At 48.6% G+C, this 17178-nt stretch carries 15 protein-coding genes; 4 read left to right on the forward strand and 11 right to left on the reverse strand.

Going from position 1 to position 17178, the window contains the following annotated elements; translation table 11 throughout:
- The first annotated feature begins 73 nt into the window (after positions 1–73).
- The 4 genes from nirB (at position 74) to RCO25_RS10315 (ending at position 4899) form a co-directional block, all read left to right on the forward strand.
- The gene (gene nirB / locus RCO25_RS10300) at positions 74–2515 is read left to right on the forward strand and encodes a nitrite reductase large subunit NirB (protein ID WP_308996056.1); all 2442 of its coding nucleotides are present in this window, start codon (positions 74–76) and stop codon (positions 2513–2515) included.
- Positions 2516–2607: 92 nt separating this feature from the next.
- Positions 2608–2922 carry a nitrite reductase small subunit NirD gene (nirD, locus tag RCO25_RS10305; protein WP_308996057.1) on the forward strand — a complete coding sequence of 105 codons (315 nt, stop codon included), beginning with the start codon at positions 2608–2610 and terminating at the stop codon, positions 2920–2922.
- 59 nt (positions 2923–2981) lie between these two features.
- The gene (gene cobA, locus RCO25_RS10310; RefSeq protein WP_308996058.1) at positions 2982–3758 is read left to right on the forward strand and encodes a uroporphyrinogen-III C-methyltransferase; all 777 of its coding nucleotides are present in this window, start codon (positions 2982–2984) and stop codon (positions 3756–3758) included.
- Between the two features lie 187 nt (positions 3759–3945).
- Entirely contained in the window at positions 3946–4899 is a 954-nt protein-coding gene (locus RCO25_RS10315; protein ID WP_308996076.1) for a TRM11 family SAM-dependent methyltransferase, read from the forward strand.
- Positions 4900–4908: 9 nt separating this feature from the next.
- Here RCO25_RS10315 and RCO25_RS10320 read toward each other — a convergent pair whose 3' ends face one another.
- The 11 genes from RCO25_RS10320 to RCO25_RS10370 all read right to left on the reverse strand — a co-directional run bounded on the left by RCO25_RS10320 (position 4909) and on the right by RCO25_RS10370 (position 17054).
- Complete coding sequence (locus RCO25_RS10320; protein WP_308996059.1) at positions 4909–5706, reverse strand: alpha/beta hydrolase; 798 nt, start codon at positions 5704–5706, stop codon at positions 4909–4911.
- Positions 5707–5954: 248 nt separating this feature from the next.
- Complete coding sequence (locus tag RCO25_RS10325; RefSeq protein WP_308996060.1) at positions 5955–6422, reverse strand: divergent PAP2 family protein; 468 nt, start codon at positions 6420–6422, stop codon at positions 5955–5957.
- Positions 6423–6489: 67 nt separating this feature from the next.
- Positions 6490–7332 (reverse strand): MBL fold metallo-hydrolase, encoded by an 843-nt coding sequence (locus RCO25_RS10330; RefSeq protein ID WP_308996061.1) that lies wholly within the window; start codon positions 7330–7332, stop codon positions 6490–6492.
- 8 nt (positions 7333–7340) lie between these two features.
- On the reverse strand, positions 7341–8102 hold the full coding sequence (locus RCO25_RS10335) for an ABC transporter permease (protein ID WP_308996062.1): 762 nt from the start codon (positions 8100–8102) through the stop codon (positions 7341–7343).
- Entirely contained in the window at positions 8090–8842 is a 753-nt protein-coding gene (locus tag RCO25_RS10340) for an ABC transporter ATP-binding protein (RefSeq protein ID WP_308996063.1), read from the reverse strand. The genes RCO25_RS10335 and RCO25_RS10340 overlap by 13 nt, the downstream gene beginning before the upstream one ends.
- 232 nt (positions 8843–9074) lie before the next feature.
- Positions 9075–9965: a carbohydrate ABC transporter permease gene (locus RCO25_RS10345; RefSeq protein ID WP_308996064.1), complete on the reverse strand. Its 891-nt coding sequence runs from the start codon at positions 9963–9965 to the stop codon at positions 9075–9077.
- Between the two features lie 20 nt (positions 9966–9985).
- Positions 9986–10876, reverse strand: coding sequence for an ABC transporter permease (locus tag RCO25_RS10350; protein ID WP_308996065.1), 891 nt, complete (start codon positions 10874–10876; stop codon positions 9986–9988).
- 69 nt (positions 10877–10945) lie between these two features.
- On the reverse strand, positions 10946–12670 hold the full coding sequence (locus RCO25_RS10355) for an extracellular solute-binding protein (protein ID WP_308996066.1): 1725 nt from the start codon (positions 12668–12670) through the stop codon (positions 10946–10948).
- 157 nt (positions 12671–12827) lie between these two features.
- Positions 12828–14258 (reverse strand): response regulator transcription factor, encoded by a 1431-nt coding sequence (locus tag RCO25_RS10360; protein WP_308996067.1) that lies wholly within the window; start codon positions 14256–14258, stop codon positions 12828–12830.
- Positions 14233–16017 (reverse strand): sensor histidine kinase, encoded by a 1785-nt coding sequence (locus tag RCO25_RS10365; protein ID WP_308996068.1) that lies wholly within the window; start codon positions 16015–16017, stop codon positions 14233–14235. The genes RCO25_RS10360 and RCO25_RS10365 overlap by 26 nt, the downstream gene beginning before the upstream one ends.
- 665 nt (positions 16018–16682) lie before the next feature.
- On the reverse strand, positions 16683–17054 hold the full coding sequence (locus RCO25_RS10370; RefSeq protein WP_308996077.1) for an exosporium glycoprotein BclB-related protein: 372 nt from the start codon (positions 17052–17054) through the stop codon (positions 16683–16685).
- Positions 17055–17178: the final 124 nt, after the last annotated feature.

A 17178-nucleotide genomic window follows, 5' to 3' on the forward strand; every position in this document is an offset into this window, starting at 1 on the left:
CGTACGTTCTTCTGGGAGCGAAGCAGGCTTTTCTTATTTCCGTTTAGGCTGAGATTGAGAGGAGAGAATTACAATGACTACGACTAAGAAGAAATTGGTATTGATCGGCAACGGCATGGCGGGGGTTCGAGCGATCGAGCATTTACTCAAACTTTCTCCTGATAGCTACGACGTTACGATCTTCGGTGCTGAACCTCATCCCAACTATAATCGCATCATGCTGTCCTCCGTCCTAGCTGGTGGCGCCGATATGCAAGAAATCGTCATTAACGACTGGGATTGGTACAAAGAAAACAACATTACTCTTCATACCGGCCACAAGGTAACGAAAATTGATACGGAACTTAAGAAGGTTACCTCCCATCTAGGCGTTGAAGTTCACTACGATAACATTATTATTGCAACCGGCTCTAATCCATTTATGCTTCCTCTTCCAGGCGCAGACAAAGAAGGCGTTATCGCATTCCGCGATATCCACGATTGCGAAGTGATGATCGACGCTTCCAAAAAATACAAAAAAGCCGTAGTAATCGGCGGCGGCTTGCTCGGTCTTGAAGCAGCACGCGGTTTGCTCCATCTGGGAATGGAAGTAAATGTCGTCCACATTTTTAACTATTTGATGGAACGCCAGTTGGACGAGGCGGCTGCCAAAATGCTGCAGCGCGAGCTCGAAGCGCAAGGCATGCAATTTTTGCTGCAAAAAAGCACGGCTTCCATTAAAGGCAAACACCGTGCAACCGGGTTAGTTTTCGCTGACGGCAGCGAGGTAGATGGCGATTTGGTCGTTATGGCCGTCGGTATTAAACCTAACGTGGATCTGGCACGAGCAACGGGCATCGAAGTAAACCGCGGCATTGTCATCGATGATTTCATGCAAACAAGCGTACCTGGCATCTACGCCGTAGGCGAATGCGCCGAACACAGAGGTATCGCCTACGGCCTTGTGGCTCCGCTTTATGAGCAAGGCGCCGTTCTAGCCAAGCATCTAGCTGGAGTAGAAACGGCAGGTTATGCCGGCTCGGTTACTTCGACCAAACTTAAAGTATCCGGTGTTGACGTATTCTCGGCTGGCCGCTTTGATGAAGTGCCTGGCACCCGCTCGCTCAAGATTCAAGACGATATGGCAAACACGTACAAAAAAATTGTCGTTCAAGACGGCAAGCTCATTGGCGCAGTGCTTTTCGGAGATACGTCTGACGGTGCTGAATTATTCGCTTCTATCAAGAAAGGCGAATCGATTGCCGGACGCGAGAAAGAAATTCTGCTCGGTATTTCATCCGATTTATTAGGCCAATCCTCCGGCGGGAACAGACTTGAAGCTATGGCCGATGACGAAATCATTTGCGGCTGTAACGGGGTCTCAAAAGGAACGATAGCGGATGCCATCGCGAACAAAGGATGCAACACCGTTGGCGCGATTAAATCCTGCACGAAAGCATCCGCTTCCTGCGGCGGCTGTAAACCGCTAGTGGAAGGACTGCTTCACCTATATGCCGGCGATGCGGTTGGCGAACCGGTAAAAGAAGGTATTTGCGGCTGTACCACGCATAGCAGAGATGAGATCGTTGCGGAAATTACGCGCATGAATCTCAACTCGACCAAAGAAGTCATGAACGTTCTTGGCTGGAGCAATCCGGAGGGCTGCTCGAAATGCCGTCCGGCGCTCAACTACTACCTCGGTATGGTTAATCCAGAGGAATACGTGGATGAGAACGAATCACGGATCACCAACGAACGCTACCATGCAAATATCCAAAAGGATGGCACGTACTCTGTTGTTCCGCGTATCTACGGCGGCGTAACCTCCCCTGCTGATTTGAAAAAAATCGCGGAAGTCGCTGAAAAATTCGATGTTCCGATGGTGAAATTCACGGGCGGACAACGGCTTGATTTACTCGGCGTTAAAAAAGAGGATCTTCCGAAAATTTGGGAAGAGCTGGATATGCCATCCGGCCACGCTTACGGCAAAACGCTTAGAACCGTTAAAACTTGCGTTGGCTCAACCTTCTGCCGGTTCGGTACGCAGGATTCAATCGGTATGGGTATCAAACTCGAGAAAGCATTCGAACGTCTCAATACGCCAGCCAAGGTAAAGCTTGCCGTTTCCGGCTGCCCGCGAAATTGCGCGGAAGCTACGATTAAGGATTTTGGCGTAGTCGCCATAGACGGAGGCTGGGAGCTTCATGTCGGCGGCAACGGCGGTGTCAAAGTTCGGGCTACCGACCTTCTCTGCATCGTAAAAACAGAGGATGAGGTTATGGAATGGTCCTCCGCATTCTTGCAGCTCTATCGGGAAAATGCACAATGGAACGAGCGCACCGCTCAGTGGATCGAACGCGTTGGTCTGGATCATGTCAAGAAAGGCCTCGAAAATCGCGAAGAGCGTCTTGCCCTTAAATCGCGCATCGAGAAAACACTCAGCCTGACAACTGACCCATGGAAGCAAATCGTTGAAACGGACGAACTCCGTAAAAACTTTGAGCAACTGAACAGCGCTCAGCCCGTGCAGCTATAGTATTCACGCTTAGCCCGCGTGTTTCACATGACATATAGCGAATTACTTCGCATCGAGCTTTGCTAAACAATATTTTTCAGGGGGAGCCACCTATGACAACAAAGCTGTTAGTCGCCAACCTTTCGGACATAGATGTAAAAGGATCACGACGAATTAAAGTAAAAGACATTGAAATTGCCGTATTCCGGTTAACTGACGGCAGCGTGCTTGCCGTTGAGAATAAATGCCCGCATAAGGGCGGCCTGCTTTCGGAAGGGATGGTATGCGGCACAGCCGTACACTGCCCGCTTCATGACTGGAAAGTTGATCTGCGAAGCGGACGCGTACATGAGCCGGATGATGGCTGCGTAACCACCTTCGAAACCGAAATTGACCAGGAGAGCGGATCTATCTATTTAACGATCTAAGAAGCTAAGGAAGCAAATTCAGATACTAAAACGGCATAATCAGCCGAAGGGAGCAGCCAATGAGAAACATAAAGACAGGTACGGTATATATAGTCGGCGCTGGTCCAGGCGATCCAGAGCTTATTTCGGTGAAAGCCATGCGACGTATTCAGCAGGCAGACGTCATTCTCTATGATCGGCTTATCAGCAAAGAATTATTAGCCTATGCTAGTTCCCATACGGAGCTCGTTTACTGTGGTAAAGCTCCCGGCTCGCATGCGATGCCTCAGCAACTGATTAACGAAGCACTCGTCAAATACGCGCAACAAGGTAAAACGGTTGTCCGCCTTAAGGGCGGCGATCCACTTGTCTTCGGAAGAGGCGCCGAGGAAGCTTTAGAGCTCGCCTCTTGGGGCATTCCATACGAGATCGTGCCCGGGATCACCTCAGCTATCGGCGCTGCCGCTGCTGCCGGCATTCCCGTCACGCACCGTGAATATGCCGCTTCCTTCGCCTGCGTGACCGGCAGCCGCTGTCACGGCGACAAATCGCCGATTCGCTGGGATTTACTCGCTCACAGCGTCGATACGCTGGCCATTTACATGGGAGTAAGCGAGCTTCCTGCGATTCGCGAAGAACTTTTGAAGCATGGGAAATCCGCTGCAACGCCCGTTGCCTTAATCGAACGGGGCACAACGAATCGTCAACGTACCATCGTAGGAACGCTATCGGATATCCATACGTTAGCTGTCACGATGAAGCTTGCCAATCCCGCTCTTATCATTATCGGTGAAGTCGTTCGTGTACGTGACCGTCTGATGCAAGCCGAGCAGCAAGCTGTATCGCTCATCGGTTAGCTTCCCAGCACCGCTGTTTCGTTTTCTCTGACCGCCTCGTCGCAGCGGCAGCGTCTTCCGCTGTCGCGTGCGGCTTTATGCAATTCCGCGCGCAACACTCCCTCATTCCATACCATTCCTTTGTAAGGGCTGCCGTTTCCTGTATACTAGAAACCTCAATTGTTTTTTTATAAAGGATGCGAATCAGCTGGAAACTAGAAATCAATCACCGTTATACCTATATACCTATGGCTATCGATTGGAAGAAACAGAGCTTTGCCATCTGGAGATGCGCTCGTTTTTTGATAAACAGTCTGACTCCGGGCTTTTGATGAGTAATATTGATGTCCATCCCGACCGCAGCCCTTTTATGAGAGAGCGGCTTGAGGTTCTTTATGAAGGCGAGCGACTAGAGGATATTTTGGAGCAGGTGAGGCAAATCGAATTAGCCGATGCGACGTTCAAGGTCATTTTCGTCAAAATGACTGACCTTCCGCAGGAGGATAAAATCGATTTCGATGATCAACGCGGCATTGAACGAGAAATTGGTATGTCTATTGAAGGGGAAGCCGATGTGCGGAATCCTGACTTTAGCTTCGGCATTTTATACTGGGGCGGGCGTTGGTATTTCGGCAATTATATCAAGAGCAAGGCTGTTTGGCTTACGCAAATGCAAAAGCCGCGGAGCTATTCCATTGCGCTCAGCACCCGGGTAGCCAGGGCCGCCGCAAATATCGCTGTGCCTCAGCCACTCGGGATAACCGCAATCGACCCCTGCTGCGGCATTGGAACTGTGTTAGTTGAAGCGCTGTCGATGAACATAAACATCGTCGGCCGGGATATCAACCCCTTTGTCATTCGGGGAACGCTTGAAAACCTAGCGCATTTCGAGTTTAACACGGATGTCGTTTGCGGAGATATTGCCGACATCACGAGCCATTACGACGCAGCTATTGTGGATATGCCTTATAACCACTTTTCTCGCACAACACCTGAAGAACAGCTATCATTACTGCAGCATGCCCGCCGCATCGCCAGCAAGGTGATTGTCATCACTGCTGATCCTATGGACGAGCTTATTGCACACGCTGGCTTTTCTATAGCAGACCGCTGTACGACCCGAAAAGGAAACTTTGTCAGACAAATCGTTGTTTGCGTTTAATTATGAAGCCTAAGACTTATATCCATTGAACGCGAGCCAAGAGGCACAAGCAGCCGTCCATTCGTTTGTATGCTCTTCATCCTCGGCCAACCCGAGCCCATGCCGGCCCTTGGCGTACACATGCAGGTCAAAGAGGACTTTGTGTTTTCTAAGAGCCGCAGCAAACAACAAGCTGTTTTCCACGGGTACGGCTGCATCATCCGACGTATGCCACAGGAAAGTAGGCGGCGTATCCTCGGTTACTTGAGCCTCGCTGCACAGCTGCGCCACTTTCTCAGGCAAGGCCTCAATACCAAGCAGATTATTTCTAGAACCAACATGCGCATAGGGCTCATTGAGCGTGATGACGGGGTAGCACAATACGAGCAAATCCGGACGGCATGACTCACGTTCAATGACATCCTCCGCATGTTTATTTCCTTTGTTATAGCTCGTACCCGCATTAGACACTAAATGGCCGCCTGCTGAGAAGCCCATTATCCCAATCTTGTTCGGATTGACGCGAAACTGGCCGGCTTTGAACCTGACCGTTCTGATCGCCCGCTGTATATCGAGCAGCGCGCAGGGATACTGGTAAGGCACAACCCGGTAACGCAAAACAAATGCTGAGATGCCCAAGCTGTTCAGCCACTGTGCAATAGGCTCGCCTTCATGATACGCCCTCGCGCCATAACCTCCGCCTGGACATACGATAACCGCAGGACGGTTGTCGCCTTCCACCAAATAAGGCGTAATTGCGGGGCAATCCTCATCCGTATTTCCGAGCGCAAACGGCGCTCCATGCATCCATAATAATTGCTCCGTCACTTTTATAATCCCCTTTTCGCATGCATATAAATTGTAAGACTTCTCCATTATATAACTAATGAAACAAGGCAGTCATCTGCCTGCATACAAGCGTAAACGGCTGTCGCCGTCCTCTGTGGCAAAAGCTGACGTTTCGCGGTGATATATAAGCACATTTATAAGTGAAAACTTATAAATTCTTATATATAAAAAAGGTTTAAGCCATAAACGGCTTAAACCTGTTCAAAAACGATTTCATTGCTGTACCATCATCTTTTCTTGAATGCGGTTATGCCTCCAATAAAGCCAAACAAAGCGCCAAGCAGCGAACCCGCCGCTACCTCGCGAGGCTGATGCCCAAGGCTTTCCTTAAGCCGCTCGCGCCTGCGCTTATGATAAATGCCTGGATGCTTCCCAGCCAGCTTTTCTACGTCCTCGTCCAGATCGTTAACTTGTACCGCAATTTCACCTGCATGCCTGCGAATATTCATGGCATCGTACATTACAATGATGCCAAGCATCGCGGAAATAGCAAATTCGGGCGTTTTGACGCCATATTTGGTCGCCGTGTACGCCGCTAAGGCCGATACGCCGCTCGAATGCGCGCTAGGCATGCCGCCTGAACCGATTAGTTTCCGTATGTCCCAGGTTCCGGTTTTTGCATAATGCAAAGGCAGCTTGAGCAGTTGAGCTGCTCCTACAGCCGTAAGCGCGGTCACAAGTCCTCTGTTTGCCACAGCTGTCACCTCCAATCATCCTGCCTCCCTCATTTTGTCCTATTGCCGCAAAATCATGTGGTGACTATTATTTCATATAAATAAATCGCTCGCCCGGTGCGAACATATGGAACTTCTTAGCCGGATAATTGCGATGAATATAGTCGACGAAATAAGCCGGGTTCTCATCATTATGCGGAAATAGACCGTAATGCATCGGTATTATTAAATCGGCCTGGATTTGCACTGCGATCTCGACGGCTTCGCGATAGTTGCAATTACCGACGATTCCCTGCTCATTGCGCACAAAATCCCGTCCGTTTATAGGTAAAAGGGCAATATCGATCTGTCTGCTTTGCAGCCAGGTGACCAGTTCTGGAAAACCTACGGTATCTCCCGCGTGATAAAGATGAATGCCTCCAAAATCCGCTACAAATCCAAGAAATTTATGCTCTCCCGCTTCATCCTGCTCGAATTGCTCATGCTTGGCAGCAAACGCTTCGAGACGAATGCCGTCCTCCAGCTCCAATACTTGTCCATGCGAAATGCCAATCAGCTGATCTTCCCGCAGACCCCACTCCTTCAACAGCGGCAGATGGGCCTTCGGCGCAATAAAACGCGTTTTGGTCGATTTCCCGATGGCCTGCAGTGTCAGCTTATCCATATGGTCCTCATGATGATGCGAGCAAACGACGTAATCCACATCCAAGCACTGCGACGGCTGAAGTGGCGATTCGAATGCGCGCGACCACGGAGGACCGCTGAGCTCGTAAACCCAGTCCGACAAGTAGGGGTCAAACAAGATTGTTTTCATCTTCCATTTGACAAGAAAGCCCTCTTGTCCCAATGCCCAAAGTGCCAACACCTGCTCCGGAAGCTCCGTCTCGGCAATTTGCTTCACTAAAGCCGACCCGCTGTTATATACGTTCACGAGTTTTATCATCCCTTTTGCTCTAAATTTTGAATACGCAGGTCCTTCGTAAACCACTGCCGGTAGCTTAACAGGCTCAAAATAATGCTCGTTACCGCAGCAGAGCTTGCGAATGCAAACACAATTAATATTTGATAGCGAACCGCTTCGATCGGATTGGCTCCGGCGATAATCATTCCTGTCATCATTCCTGGCAGTTGAACGAGCCCAACCGTCTTCATCCCGTCTATTGTCGGAATCATGCTGGATTTGACCGACCGCTTCATGACGTCCTGAATCGCTTGCCTAGCCGTCGCTCCTAGCGAAAGCAGCGTCTCAATCTCGCCTTTAGAGGCACTGACCTCTCTTCTCATTTGGTTCAAAAGCAAGCCGGAAACGACCATTGCATTGCCGATCGTCATGCCGCTTATCGGGATGATATATTGGGGCGTTGCTTCAATGATTCGGAAACCAAGCAGCAGCCCCATCATAAGGAGCTCTGTCGAAGTGATCGCAATCGCGATTTTCCATGCGACCCCCCGCAGGCCTTCTCCTCTTTTGCCGGCATGATAAGAAGCAACCGCAATCATCAGCATTAGAATCAACGCGATATACACGAGATTGCTCGTATTGAAAATATATTGCAGCACATAACCGACAAGCAGCAGCTGTACCGCGGAACGGATTGTGCCTACTGCGATATCGCGTTCGAGTCCAAGCTTTTGCCAAACGGATACGAGCATGGTAATCATCACGAATAACAGCGTAAAGCTAAGCGCTAAGATGGACATGGCGGCTCCTTATGTTCGGGTGCTTTAATGTAATTGCGCGCGGACTCGGACTTGGGCTGGTCAAAAAAATTCGCGGTTTTGCTGTTTTCGAGCAATGTACCCTCGCCCATAAACCATACCGAGCCGCTCATTTGCCTCGCCTGCTCAAGATCATGCGTAACCCAAAGCATCGTCGTCCCTTCTTGATGATGCCACTCCCGAAGCACTTGTTCAACCAGCTCCTTGCTGCCGCGGTCCAGCGAGGCCGTAATTTCATCGAGCAGCAGCACCGCGGGATGAAGAAGCAAGGATCGCAGCAGTGAAACCCGCTGTTTCTCTCCCCCTGAGAGCTGATCCGCGCTTTTAGTGACATCCAGATGATCCAGTCCCAGCCGAGGCAGCAAGTGGCGGACAAGCTTTTCGTCATAAGAAATACGATGCAGCACACTAACCGTCCGCAAATTTTGCTCGATGCTTCCTTGCAGCATAATGGACTGCTGGGCGACATAACACATCTTCATTCTCCATGTTCTCGGATCCGCGCCGCGCTGTGAAACACTATGTAAACGAATTTCTCCCTCATCCACGTGGTCTAAACCGGCTAACATGCGAAGCAGCGTGCTTTTTCCTTGGCCGGATACACCCAGTATCGCAATCATAGCAGGCTCGGCGATGTTAGCCGATACATTCGCGAACAAGGGCCCTCCTTCTACACCGCTGCGATTTTTCCGCAACTGCCGCAGCTCCAATATTGGCTCCACAAAAGGCCCCCTTTCTGCTTTCCTTCCATTATAGCGCTATTGCCGCTGAACATAACAGCCAATCGTTTGGATTTCTGGATATCGTCCAAGGTCAGTATTATTGGCCTAAAACCTAAAGGATGTTATCTACAATAAAAGGCTGATGATCTGCGGCCGCAAATTGCGGAAACAGTTCATCAGCCTTCTCTTGGTTATAGCAGCATCTGCCTGTTACACAGCAGTCTGCTATCAGCTATTCTTTTACCGAACCTAACGTAATCCCATGAATGAAAAACCGCTGCAGAAACGGATACACAACTAGAACTGGAAGCATGGCGATAAATATTTTCGCGGCATCCAATGTCCGGTTAGACAGTTCAGACATTCGTTTATATTGATCCTCCGTCATCGTAGACGGATCGACGGAAACGACAAGCTGCTGGATATACGTTTGCAGCGGGTAATATTCCTCCCGTGTCATGAAGATCAGTCCGTACAAAAACTCATTCCAGTGATAAACAATGCTAAACAAGGTTACGGTTGCTAGAACAGGCACAGCGAGTGGAATGTAAATCTTAATTAACGCATCCCACGGCCCTGCTCCGTCTACGAGCGCCGCTTCATCCATTTCTTTTGGGAGATTCCGGTAAAAGTTAACGGTCAGAATGACATTAAACACGATGGTATGCGCGCCGCCGACAAGCACCATCGACCATATGCTGTTAAGCATGCCCAGCTCTTTGATCGTTAAGTATAGCGGTATGAGCCCGCCATTGAACAGCATAGTGAATATAAGCGTCCACATGAGCACATTGCGCGCCTTGAATTGCTGTACGCTTCTAGAGAGCGGATAAGCCATCATGGCTACCACAATCAGATTCAGGCCAGCCCCAAGAAAAACGCGTTTCGCCGAAATCCAGAAGGAGTTGAAAAATTGACTGTCTTGTAAAATTTGCTGATACGCATTGAAGTTAAAATCTATCGGCCACAGCCAAACTCTGCCTGCCGCAGCTGCCGAATTTGAGCTTAGTGATAGCGCAAGCGTATACCACAACGGCAAAATGCAGGTGAGAGTAATGAGAACCAAGACGATAATCAATAAAATATCGAAAGCTTTTGAACGGATTGTTGTATCGCGAACCATCCCGTCACCTCCTGTGCTCGTTAGAATATGCGGTAGTTGATGAACTTGTAAGCCAAGTAGTAGGACACGGAAATTAAGATGAAGCCGACCAAGGATTTCAGTAATCCGACAGCTGTTGCCAGCTCATATTGCAAATTTAGCAAGCCTGTCCGGTACACCCAGGTATCAATGATATCCCCCGTTGAGTACACTAGCGGGTTATATAGGTTGAATATTTGATCAAAGCCGGCATTCAGCACATTTCCTAAGCTAAGAACGGTCAACAGCACTGCGGTCGTCCGAATGCCCGGGAGCGTAATATGCCACAAACTGCGAAACCGCGAGGCGCCGTCTATGCCCGCCGCTTCATACAATGCAGGACTGATGCCAGTCAGCGCAGCCAAATAAATAATGGTATTGAAGCCAAATTCCTTCCATACATCGCTGCCTACCACCAGATAGGGAAACAAGCTCGCATTGGCAAAAAAGATGACCGGCTCCATGCCAAACAGTCCAGCCAGCTGATTGATTGGCCCTTTATAGGAGAATAGATCAAGAACAATCCCCCCGAGAATAACCCATGACAAAAAATGAGGCAAATATACGATCGTTTGAACCCATCGTTTCATAATCAATAGACGCAGCTCGTTGAGCATCAGCGCAAACATAAGCGGCACGATGAGATTCGCAATTATTTTCATAACGGCAATGTACAGCGTATTAACAAACACATCCCGCGTATCATTAAGAGCAAACATATATCTAAAGTGCTCAAGTCCAATAATTTCTGATCCAAAAATCCCCTTTCCGGGGTTGAACTGCTGGAATGCAATGATAATGCCAAACATGGGAATGATGCTGAAAATCAGTAGCCAAAGATAGCCTGGCAACAGCATGAGGTAATAATGCTTGGCAAACCCTTTCGTTTTCATGCTATCTCTCCCTTCGATGATTTCAAGCGGCAAGGCACCGACATTACATCGGCGCCGCCATTTTTCAAACTACGGGTTAACGATATCTGTTACTTCCTGTGTAATTTGATCTCCGCCTTGCTTCTTCCAATCAGCCACGAAGGTATCAAAGGTATCAACTGAAGCCGCGCCCATCACGATCTTCAAGAACATTTCATCTTCCATCTTCTTCAGGTTGACCCATCGGCTCTCCATCAATGGCGTTTGCTCGTAAATCAAACTCGGTACATCCTCCATGCTCGTATCAACAAGCGGAGTCCCGCCTACCATTATCGAGTAAGCCCGCGTCCAAATGCCCATATCCGCGCTTGGATTCCATGTTTCAATGCCCATTTGATCGTAAGGCTCGTTCTTTACTTTCTTAATATCTCTCAGATCGGATGCAAGCAGCTTATAGCTAACGTCTGCTGCGTAATCCTCAGGTTTTTTGGTGCCGGCCAGCACCTCGCGTATCGCTTTAACCGTATATTCCGTTTCGTCGGAAGGCGCATATACCAGGCGGAGCGGATAAAAGCCAGGTCCGCCTTTGCTTGGATCAAAGGTCGCTTCCGCTTCATTTTTGAACAAATTGTTCAGCATTTTCATCGGCGCTTCGGGATGCTCATAGCCCTTGCGGACGACAACAAATTCACTGGAAGGCGTACCAATATGCGGGCTGAACTTGCCATCCTTGTTCAGCGGCAGCGCATAGGACTGCCAGTTTGCTTTCGGATCGTTCTGGACGGCATCGGATACCGGTCCATAGCCCATCCACCAAGGTGCGAAGAACATGCCTGACTTGCCGCTTACAACCGGCTCCTTCGAATCCTTACGCACAGCCATTTCCGGATCGATGAGACCGGCAGCGTACATTTCGCTCAGCTTAACAAGCGCTTCTTTTGTTTCCGGAAGGGTAGAGCCATACGCAGGCTTGCCGTCTGCTCCGTTAACCCAAAAGCCCGGGTACGCGCCGAAGGCAGAGAAGATAGCGTCAAAGCCATACATATTATTTTTCGATTCCAGGAAATTCGCATACATCTTGCCGTCGCCGCTCTGCGGACCGGAAATACCGATGGTATCCGCCTTGCCGTTACCATCCGGATCCTGCTCGACGAAGGCTTTTGCAACCTTCTCCAAATCCTCTATTGTTTTTGGAGCCTCAAGGCCCAGCTTATCCAGCCAATCTTGACGAATCCACATCGTATGAACACCGTCTGCTTTCAGCTGGACACCGGGGATGGCCATAATTTTTCCGTCAAATGTAACTGCTTTTAATGCAGCGCCGCCTGTGCCTTCGATAATTTCCTTAATCGTAGGGGACGCAAAGTTTTTGTATACGTCTGTCAAATCCGCTAATTGATCGGCCTCGACCATTTGCCGCAGTTCAATTGGTCCTACAACCATGGCATCCGGCAGGTCATTACTGGCAATAGCCAAACTGATTTTTTGAGGCATGTTCGCACCCGATGCCGTAAAAGTGTGCTCCACCTCGATATTCAAGTTTTCCTTGATGTTGCGCGTATATTGATTGTCTAGCGGCGTATCTCCGGCAGGCAAGCTTTTGTCCGTGGGATCAACCTCCATGCCGATACTGATTTTAATTGGCTCCGCGTATTTGCCAAACGGGTCCTGAGGAGCTTCCGAATTGCTCGGCGTATTTGCGCCCTCCGCATTCGTTCCTGTATTATTTGGGGAATTGTTTGCATTGCTGCAGGCGCTGATCATAAGCAGCATAATCATAAACAGAAGCAGTTTGCTTTGGTTTTTTTTATTCATATTGCACCCCTTCTTTCGCGTTGATGTTTTTCTTACTCTAAAGATAGCATAATGAGACCGTTCTCATGGTTAGAGTACGGTCTCATAATAAGGTGGGGAAATGCTCTAATTTTGTGGCCCCAATCGCGGATTTACGAGCTATCGGACATTTGTCTCCCTAAGTTTTGGACGATTGTTCACCTTCGCGGTGAAGCTGCCGAAATTCGCTTGGAAGCAGCCCTGTATGCTTGCGGAAAATCCGGCTGAAATACTTCTCATCCGCGTAGCCCGTATGCTCGGCGATCCAAAAGATCGTCTTATTGGTCTTCGTCAAATACTCCTTCGCCTTGTCCACGCGAAGCTGCCTTACATAATCATTGAAGGTTGCGCCCATAATGTCCCGAAAGCATTGGCTGAAATAGCTCCGGCTCATGTTTACCTGCTGGCAGATGCTTATCACATTCAGTCGTTCGGCAAGGCCGACATGAATGAGCTGCACGGCCTTTACGATACAATCCTGTACGTCTGACGAATAAAGAGGTCTGCCTAATGCCTCGAGCAGAAGCTGCCGGGTCCTCCCCAGCCAATCTTCAACGTGTACCCAAACGTCCATCGATTCCGGCGGTTCAAGGCTGCTTGAGGCTGCCGGCTGATAAATCCGATTCCACTCCACGATCCACTGGTTTAATTCATTCACAAGCTGAGAAGGAGGCATTCGCAGCTCATACAATTGCCCGACAAGCTGCTCATATTGCGCTAGCTTGTGAACCCACTCCAAAGACAAGCCTTTCTCCCGAACGGACAAAAGGGCTGCTTTGTCCACCTCAGTCGGCTGTTCCTTTACATGAGGAACGGACAATGAATAAATCTTGATATCCTCTCGATAGTCATAAAAGAAGCCGCTGGCTTTGTACGCAATGAGCAGTCGTTCTACCTTTGAGATGGCCTGTCCCTCCAAGCCGCTTAGCTCCAGAAGGCATAGCTCCGGATGACCCGCTGCCGCCACGGCTAATTGCTTTCCAATCTGGGTAGCAGCCTGTTCATCGGCCGGCAGCCACAATCTTAAATGAGGCATAATCTCGCGTTCTGTCGTTTGACCGGCCGGAATTGGTACGTTTGACCGCTCCTGCTCCTTATCCTCGGGCGCGACGGCGATCATCGCATACCCTATATCCAAACGGAGCGCTTCATTGCCCCGCTCTTTCTCCTGTGCCTCCAGCTTCGCCTGCTCCTCGGCTATACGTCCGCAAATCCGCCCCAGTACCTCCTCGAAGTTCTCCTCCTCGAGCTGAACCTTGGCAATATAGTCAATCGCCCCAAGGCGCAGGGCCTCCTGTATATATTCAAAATCCTGATGCAGGGTTAAGACGACGATAAAGATATGCGGATACTGCTTGCGTACGACTCTCATCAATTCAAGCCCGGACATGATCGGCATCGCCAAATCGGTCAGCAGTAAATCGACCTCCGCAGTTGCCAGAAATTCAAGCGCCTTCTCGCCATTTTTAGCTTCTCCAATAACATGCAAATCAAAATCATGCCAGGGCATCGCCGAAATCAGCCCTTTTCTTACCAGTTTATCGTCATCCACGACCAACACGTTCATCATCTTGGCTCACCTCCCTGAAAGGTAATGTAAGGCGTATAGTCGTGCCTTTGGAAATTTCGCTTACAATGTCCAGCTTCGCATGACCCTCATAATAGGACTCAAGCATCCGTTTGACATAGCTCATACCGATACCCATGCCGACCTTCTCCTGCGGGTTTTTCGGCTCGTTCAGCAGCTCCTCAATTTTCTCTTGCGAAATCCCCGCCCCGTTATCTTGTATCGTAATCTCGATATGTTCTTTTTGCTTTACGTCTACCTGAATGTAGCCATCGTCATCTAGACCGTGGTACAGTGAATTTTCCACAAGCGGCTGCAAAATAAAGCGGGGTACCGCGGCATCCAGCACATCGTCCTCTACTTCAATCCGCACGTCGAAAGCAAAGTCATAACGGATTTGCTGCAAAATGAGGTACTGCCTGAGCGAATCAATTTCTTCTCTTATTGTAGATTTCTGGCCTAGTTTGCCCAGATTATAGTGCAGCAGCTTATTTAAGGACAGCACCAAACGGTCAATTTCCTTCTGCCCGTTCATCACGGCCAGCCAATGGGCCGTATCCAGCGTATTCATAAGAAAATGCGGATTTATCTGGTAAAGCAGCTTCTCCACCTCAAGATCAGCTCTTCGTTTCTCCTTCTGCTCCACCTCCTGAAACAGGTTCGCGATTTGATTCTTCATATTATGGAACTGCTTTAGCAGATAGTTGAATTCAGGGATAGTGGTGCGAACCCCTGGAGACTGAATGCGTGTGCTGATCACGTTTTTCATCTCCATATTAAACTGGTTCAAGGGCTTATAAACCATCTTCCATAGCAGCCAAGCGAGAAGGAGACCAATACTCGTAAATAAAGCAAACAAATAGATCATCTTTATGATCCAGCGGTTTTTCTCCTCGTTATAATCCTCTTTCGGGATAAGCGACACAACGCTCCAGCCCTGGTTGCTTGTGCCCTTAAACCAATAATAGCCGTTCATCAGTCCGGAATCCCCGCCCACCGCATGATCGGACGGTTTGCCGTCCGGAGAAAAATAGCCGTTCTGGGGAAAGATGCTGCCGGCCTCGCTGTAGGCGATTCGGCCATCGTTATCGAGAATGAGATGAAACGAGTTTTTGCCGATTCGATCGCTTTCGAGAATACTTTGCGTCAGTTTAAAGCCTGATTCAATATAGACGTAAATACCTTCACGGCCAGGAACATCCACCCGCCGCAGCGCGGAGAGCACAAACTCATTATTATACATGCTGTTACTAATATGCGGACCGTAATAAGTGATCCCGTAATAGGAAGCAAGCATAGGCAGCTTACTTAACGAGAAATCCTCTCTTATGGCATTGTTTTGAAACAAATAGCTATCTTCATTCTTAAAATAGTACATGACTAAGTTTGTAGACGGATTCGTGAACGTAATCAGATTCAGCTCCGTTTGAATATCTTCAATTAAGACGGCTTTCTGATACTGCTGGGTTGCGGATAAATACTGCTCCAGCATCATACCCACGCTGCCCGGATAAGCCAATTGCTGCGATACATGATTCAAATTGCTAATGGTCGTCTCCAATGATAATTGAACCTGATGCAAATTGCTTTGAACTCCGGAATTTAAGTTTTTGCTTAAAATTAAAGTAATCGCATGATTAGAAACAAGCGCGGTACAAAGGAACGGAATGATCGTGCTTGCAGCGAAAATTAGAATGATTCTCTTTTTTAAGGTTAATTTCTCAAACGATATAATTCCGAGCTTTGCTTTAAAACGCTTCATCCGATCGACACCTTTGTCTTCGTTTTGAGTATAAATGTGTACATTCCACATCGTTTAGGCCCTTTGCGATACTATTGTAAGCGATTCATTCCTGTTATACAATGCGAGGCGCCGACACTGGAGCTGGATTATGCTGTGCGCAGGTACAAGCGTAAACGGCTGTCGCCGTCCGCGGCATAAGCTTGTTTCGCGGTGAAATATAAGCTTATTTATAAATGTGAAACTTATAAATTCTTATATTTCAAAAAAACAGGTCTCAACGCGAGATACATTTTCATGGACTTGCAGCTTGACCAGCCCTGCAAAGATACCGGTTCACAGCAGTCTGAGCCACTTCAGAACCAAAGTAAGTAGCGAGTTGTTATTCGAGATCCTTCACATTCGCTGGCGGTGAAGGAAATCGGATTGCCGCTCAGTCTGCTTGAACCGATCGTTATACCGCTCGATTTGCCGGCGCAAGACGCGGTTACGGTACGCGATGTTGCATTTCTGAAGGATTAGGTTAAGTTATTGTTCAAGCTGCGGCTTCAGCTGCAGTTGTTGCGGTTTGCTCGGGAGTTATGTATCGTCAGGTGACGGCAGTCCAAATAGGAGAAACGGCAGGGCAAGGAGCAATCCTTGCCCTGCCGTTTGTTTTTGTAGATAGAGGAGTTTCACAAAAATACTTAAGTGATTGATACGCCGGCGTTAACAAAACCTGTTGCGGTAACTGCGGCTCCGAAACCGGTCGATGTCACGGAGAATACCATCAACAGACGATCTTCTTCAAATACATCAATTGCCAAAGGAGTAGAAATTTCACTTACTACTCCACCAACGGCAAGTAATCCGCTTATACTCGGTAATGTTACGACCGCGCCTGGAATAGGAACAAAGGTGTTGTTAGCCGTAGTTGCTCTATACAATTGAGCTGTAATCGTTGCAGAACCAGTCAAAATATTAGTTGTCAATAAATTGCTAAAAACTGCAGAAATAGAAGTAATAGTACCGTCTCGTGGCACAGAGAATGCAAAGCCAGAAGCACTTAATACAGTTATATTAACTCAACTTTCTCAGAGCCAAAACAACTCTAGAGCCTTGATACTAAAGGCATTATGACCGTTATAATATAGGGTTTGACGAACAAAAAACACCTTCTGTTTGGTATAATAGGAATTGTCG

This window comes from Paenibacillus sp. LHD-38 (assembly GCF_031157315.1).
In the GTDB taxonomy this organism is placed as follows: Bacteria; Bacillota; Bacilli; order Paenibacillales; family Paenibacillaceae; genus Pristimantibacillus.

Excerpts from the sequence above, each read along its gene's own strand:
- RCO25_RS10360 (WP_308996067.1), bottom strand. The coding sequence starts at position 14,258 with ATGATGAACGTGTTGGTCGTGGATGACGATAAACTGGTAAGAAAAGGG.
- RCO25_RS10365 (WP_308996068.1), bottom strand. The coding sequence starts at position 16,017 with ATGAAGCGTTTTAAAGCAAAGCTCGGAATTATATCGTTTGAGAAATTA.
- RCO25_RS10350 (WP_308996065.1), bottom strand. The coding sequence starts at position 10,876 with ATGAAAACGAAAGGGTTTGCCAAGCATTATTACCTCATGCTGTTGCCA.
- RCO25_RS10355 (WP_308996066.1), bottom strand. The coding sequence starts at position 12,670 with ATGAATAAAAAAAACCAAAGCAAACTGCTTCTGTTTATGATTATGCTG.
- RCO25_RS10345 (WP_308996064.1), bottom strand. The coding sequence starts at position 9,965 with ATGGTTCGCGATACAACAATCCGTTCAAAAGCTTTCGATATTTTATTG.
- nirB (WP_308996056.1), top strand. The coding sequence starts at position 74 with ATGACTACGACTAAGAAGAAATTGGTATTGATCGGCAACGGCATGGCG.
- nirD (WP_308996057.1), top strand. The coding sequence starts at position 2,608 with ATGACAACAAAGCTGTTAGTCGCCAACCTTTCGGACATAGATGTAAAA.
- cobA (WP_308996058.1), top strand. The coding sequence starts at position 2,982 with ATGAGAAACATAAAGACAGGTACGGTATATATAGTCGGCGCTGGTCCA.
- RCO25_RS10335 (WP_308996062.1), bottom strand. The coding sequence starts at position 8,102 with ATGTCCATCTTAGCGCTTAGCTTTACGCTGTTATTCGTGATGATTACC.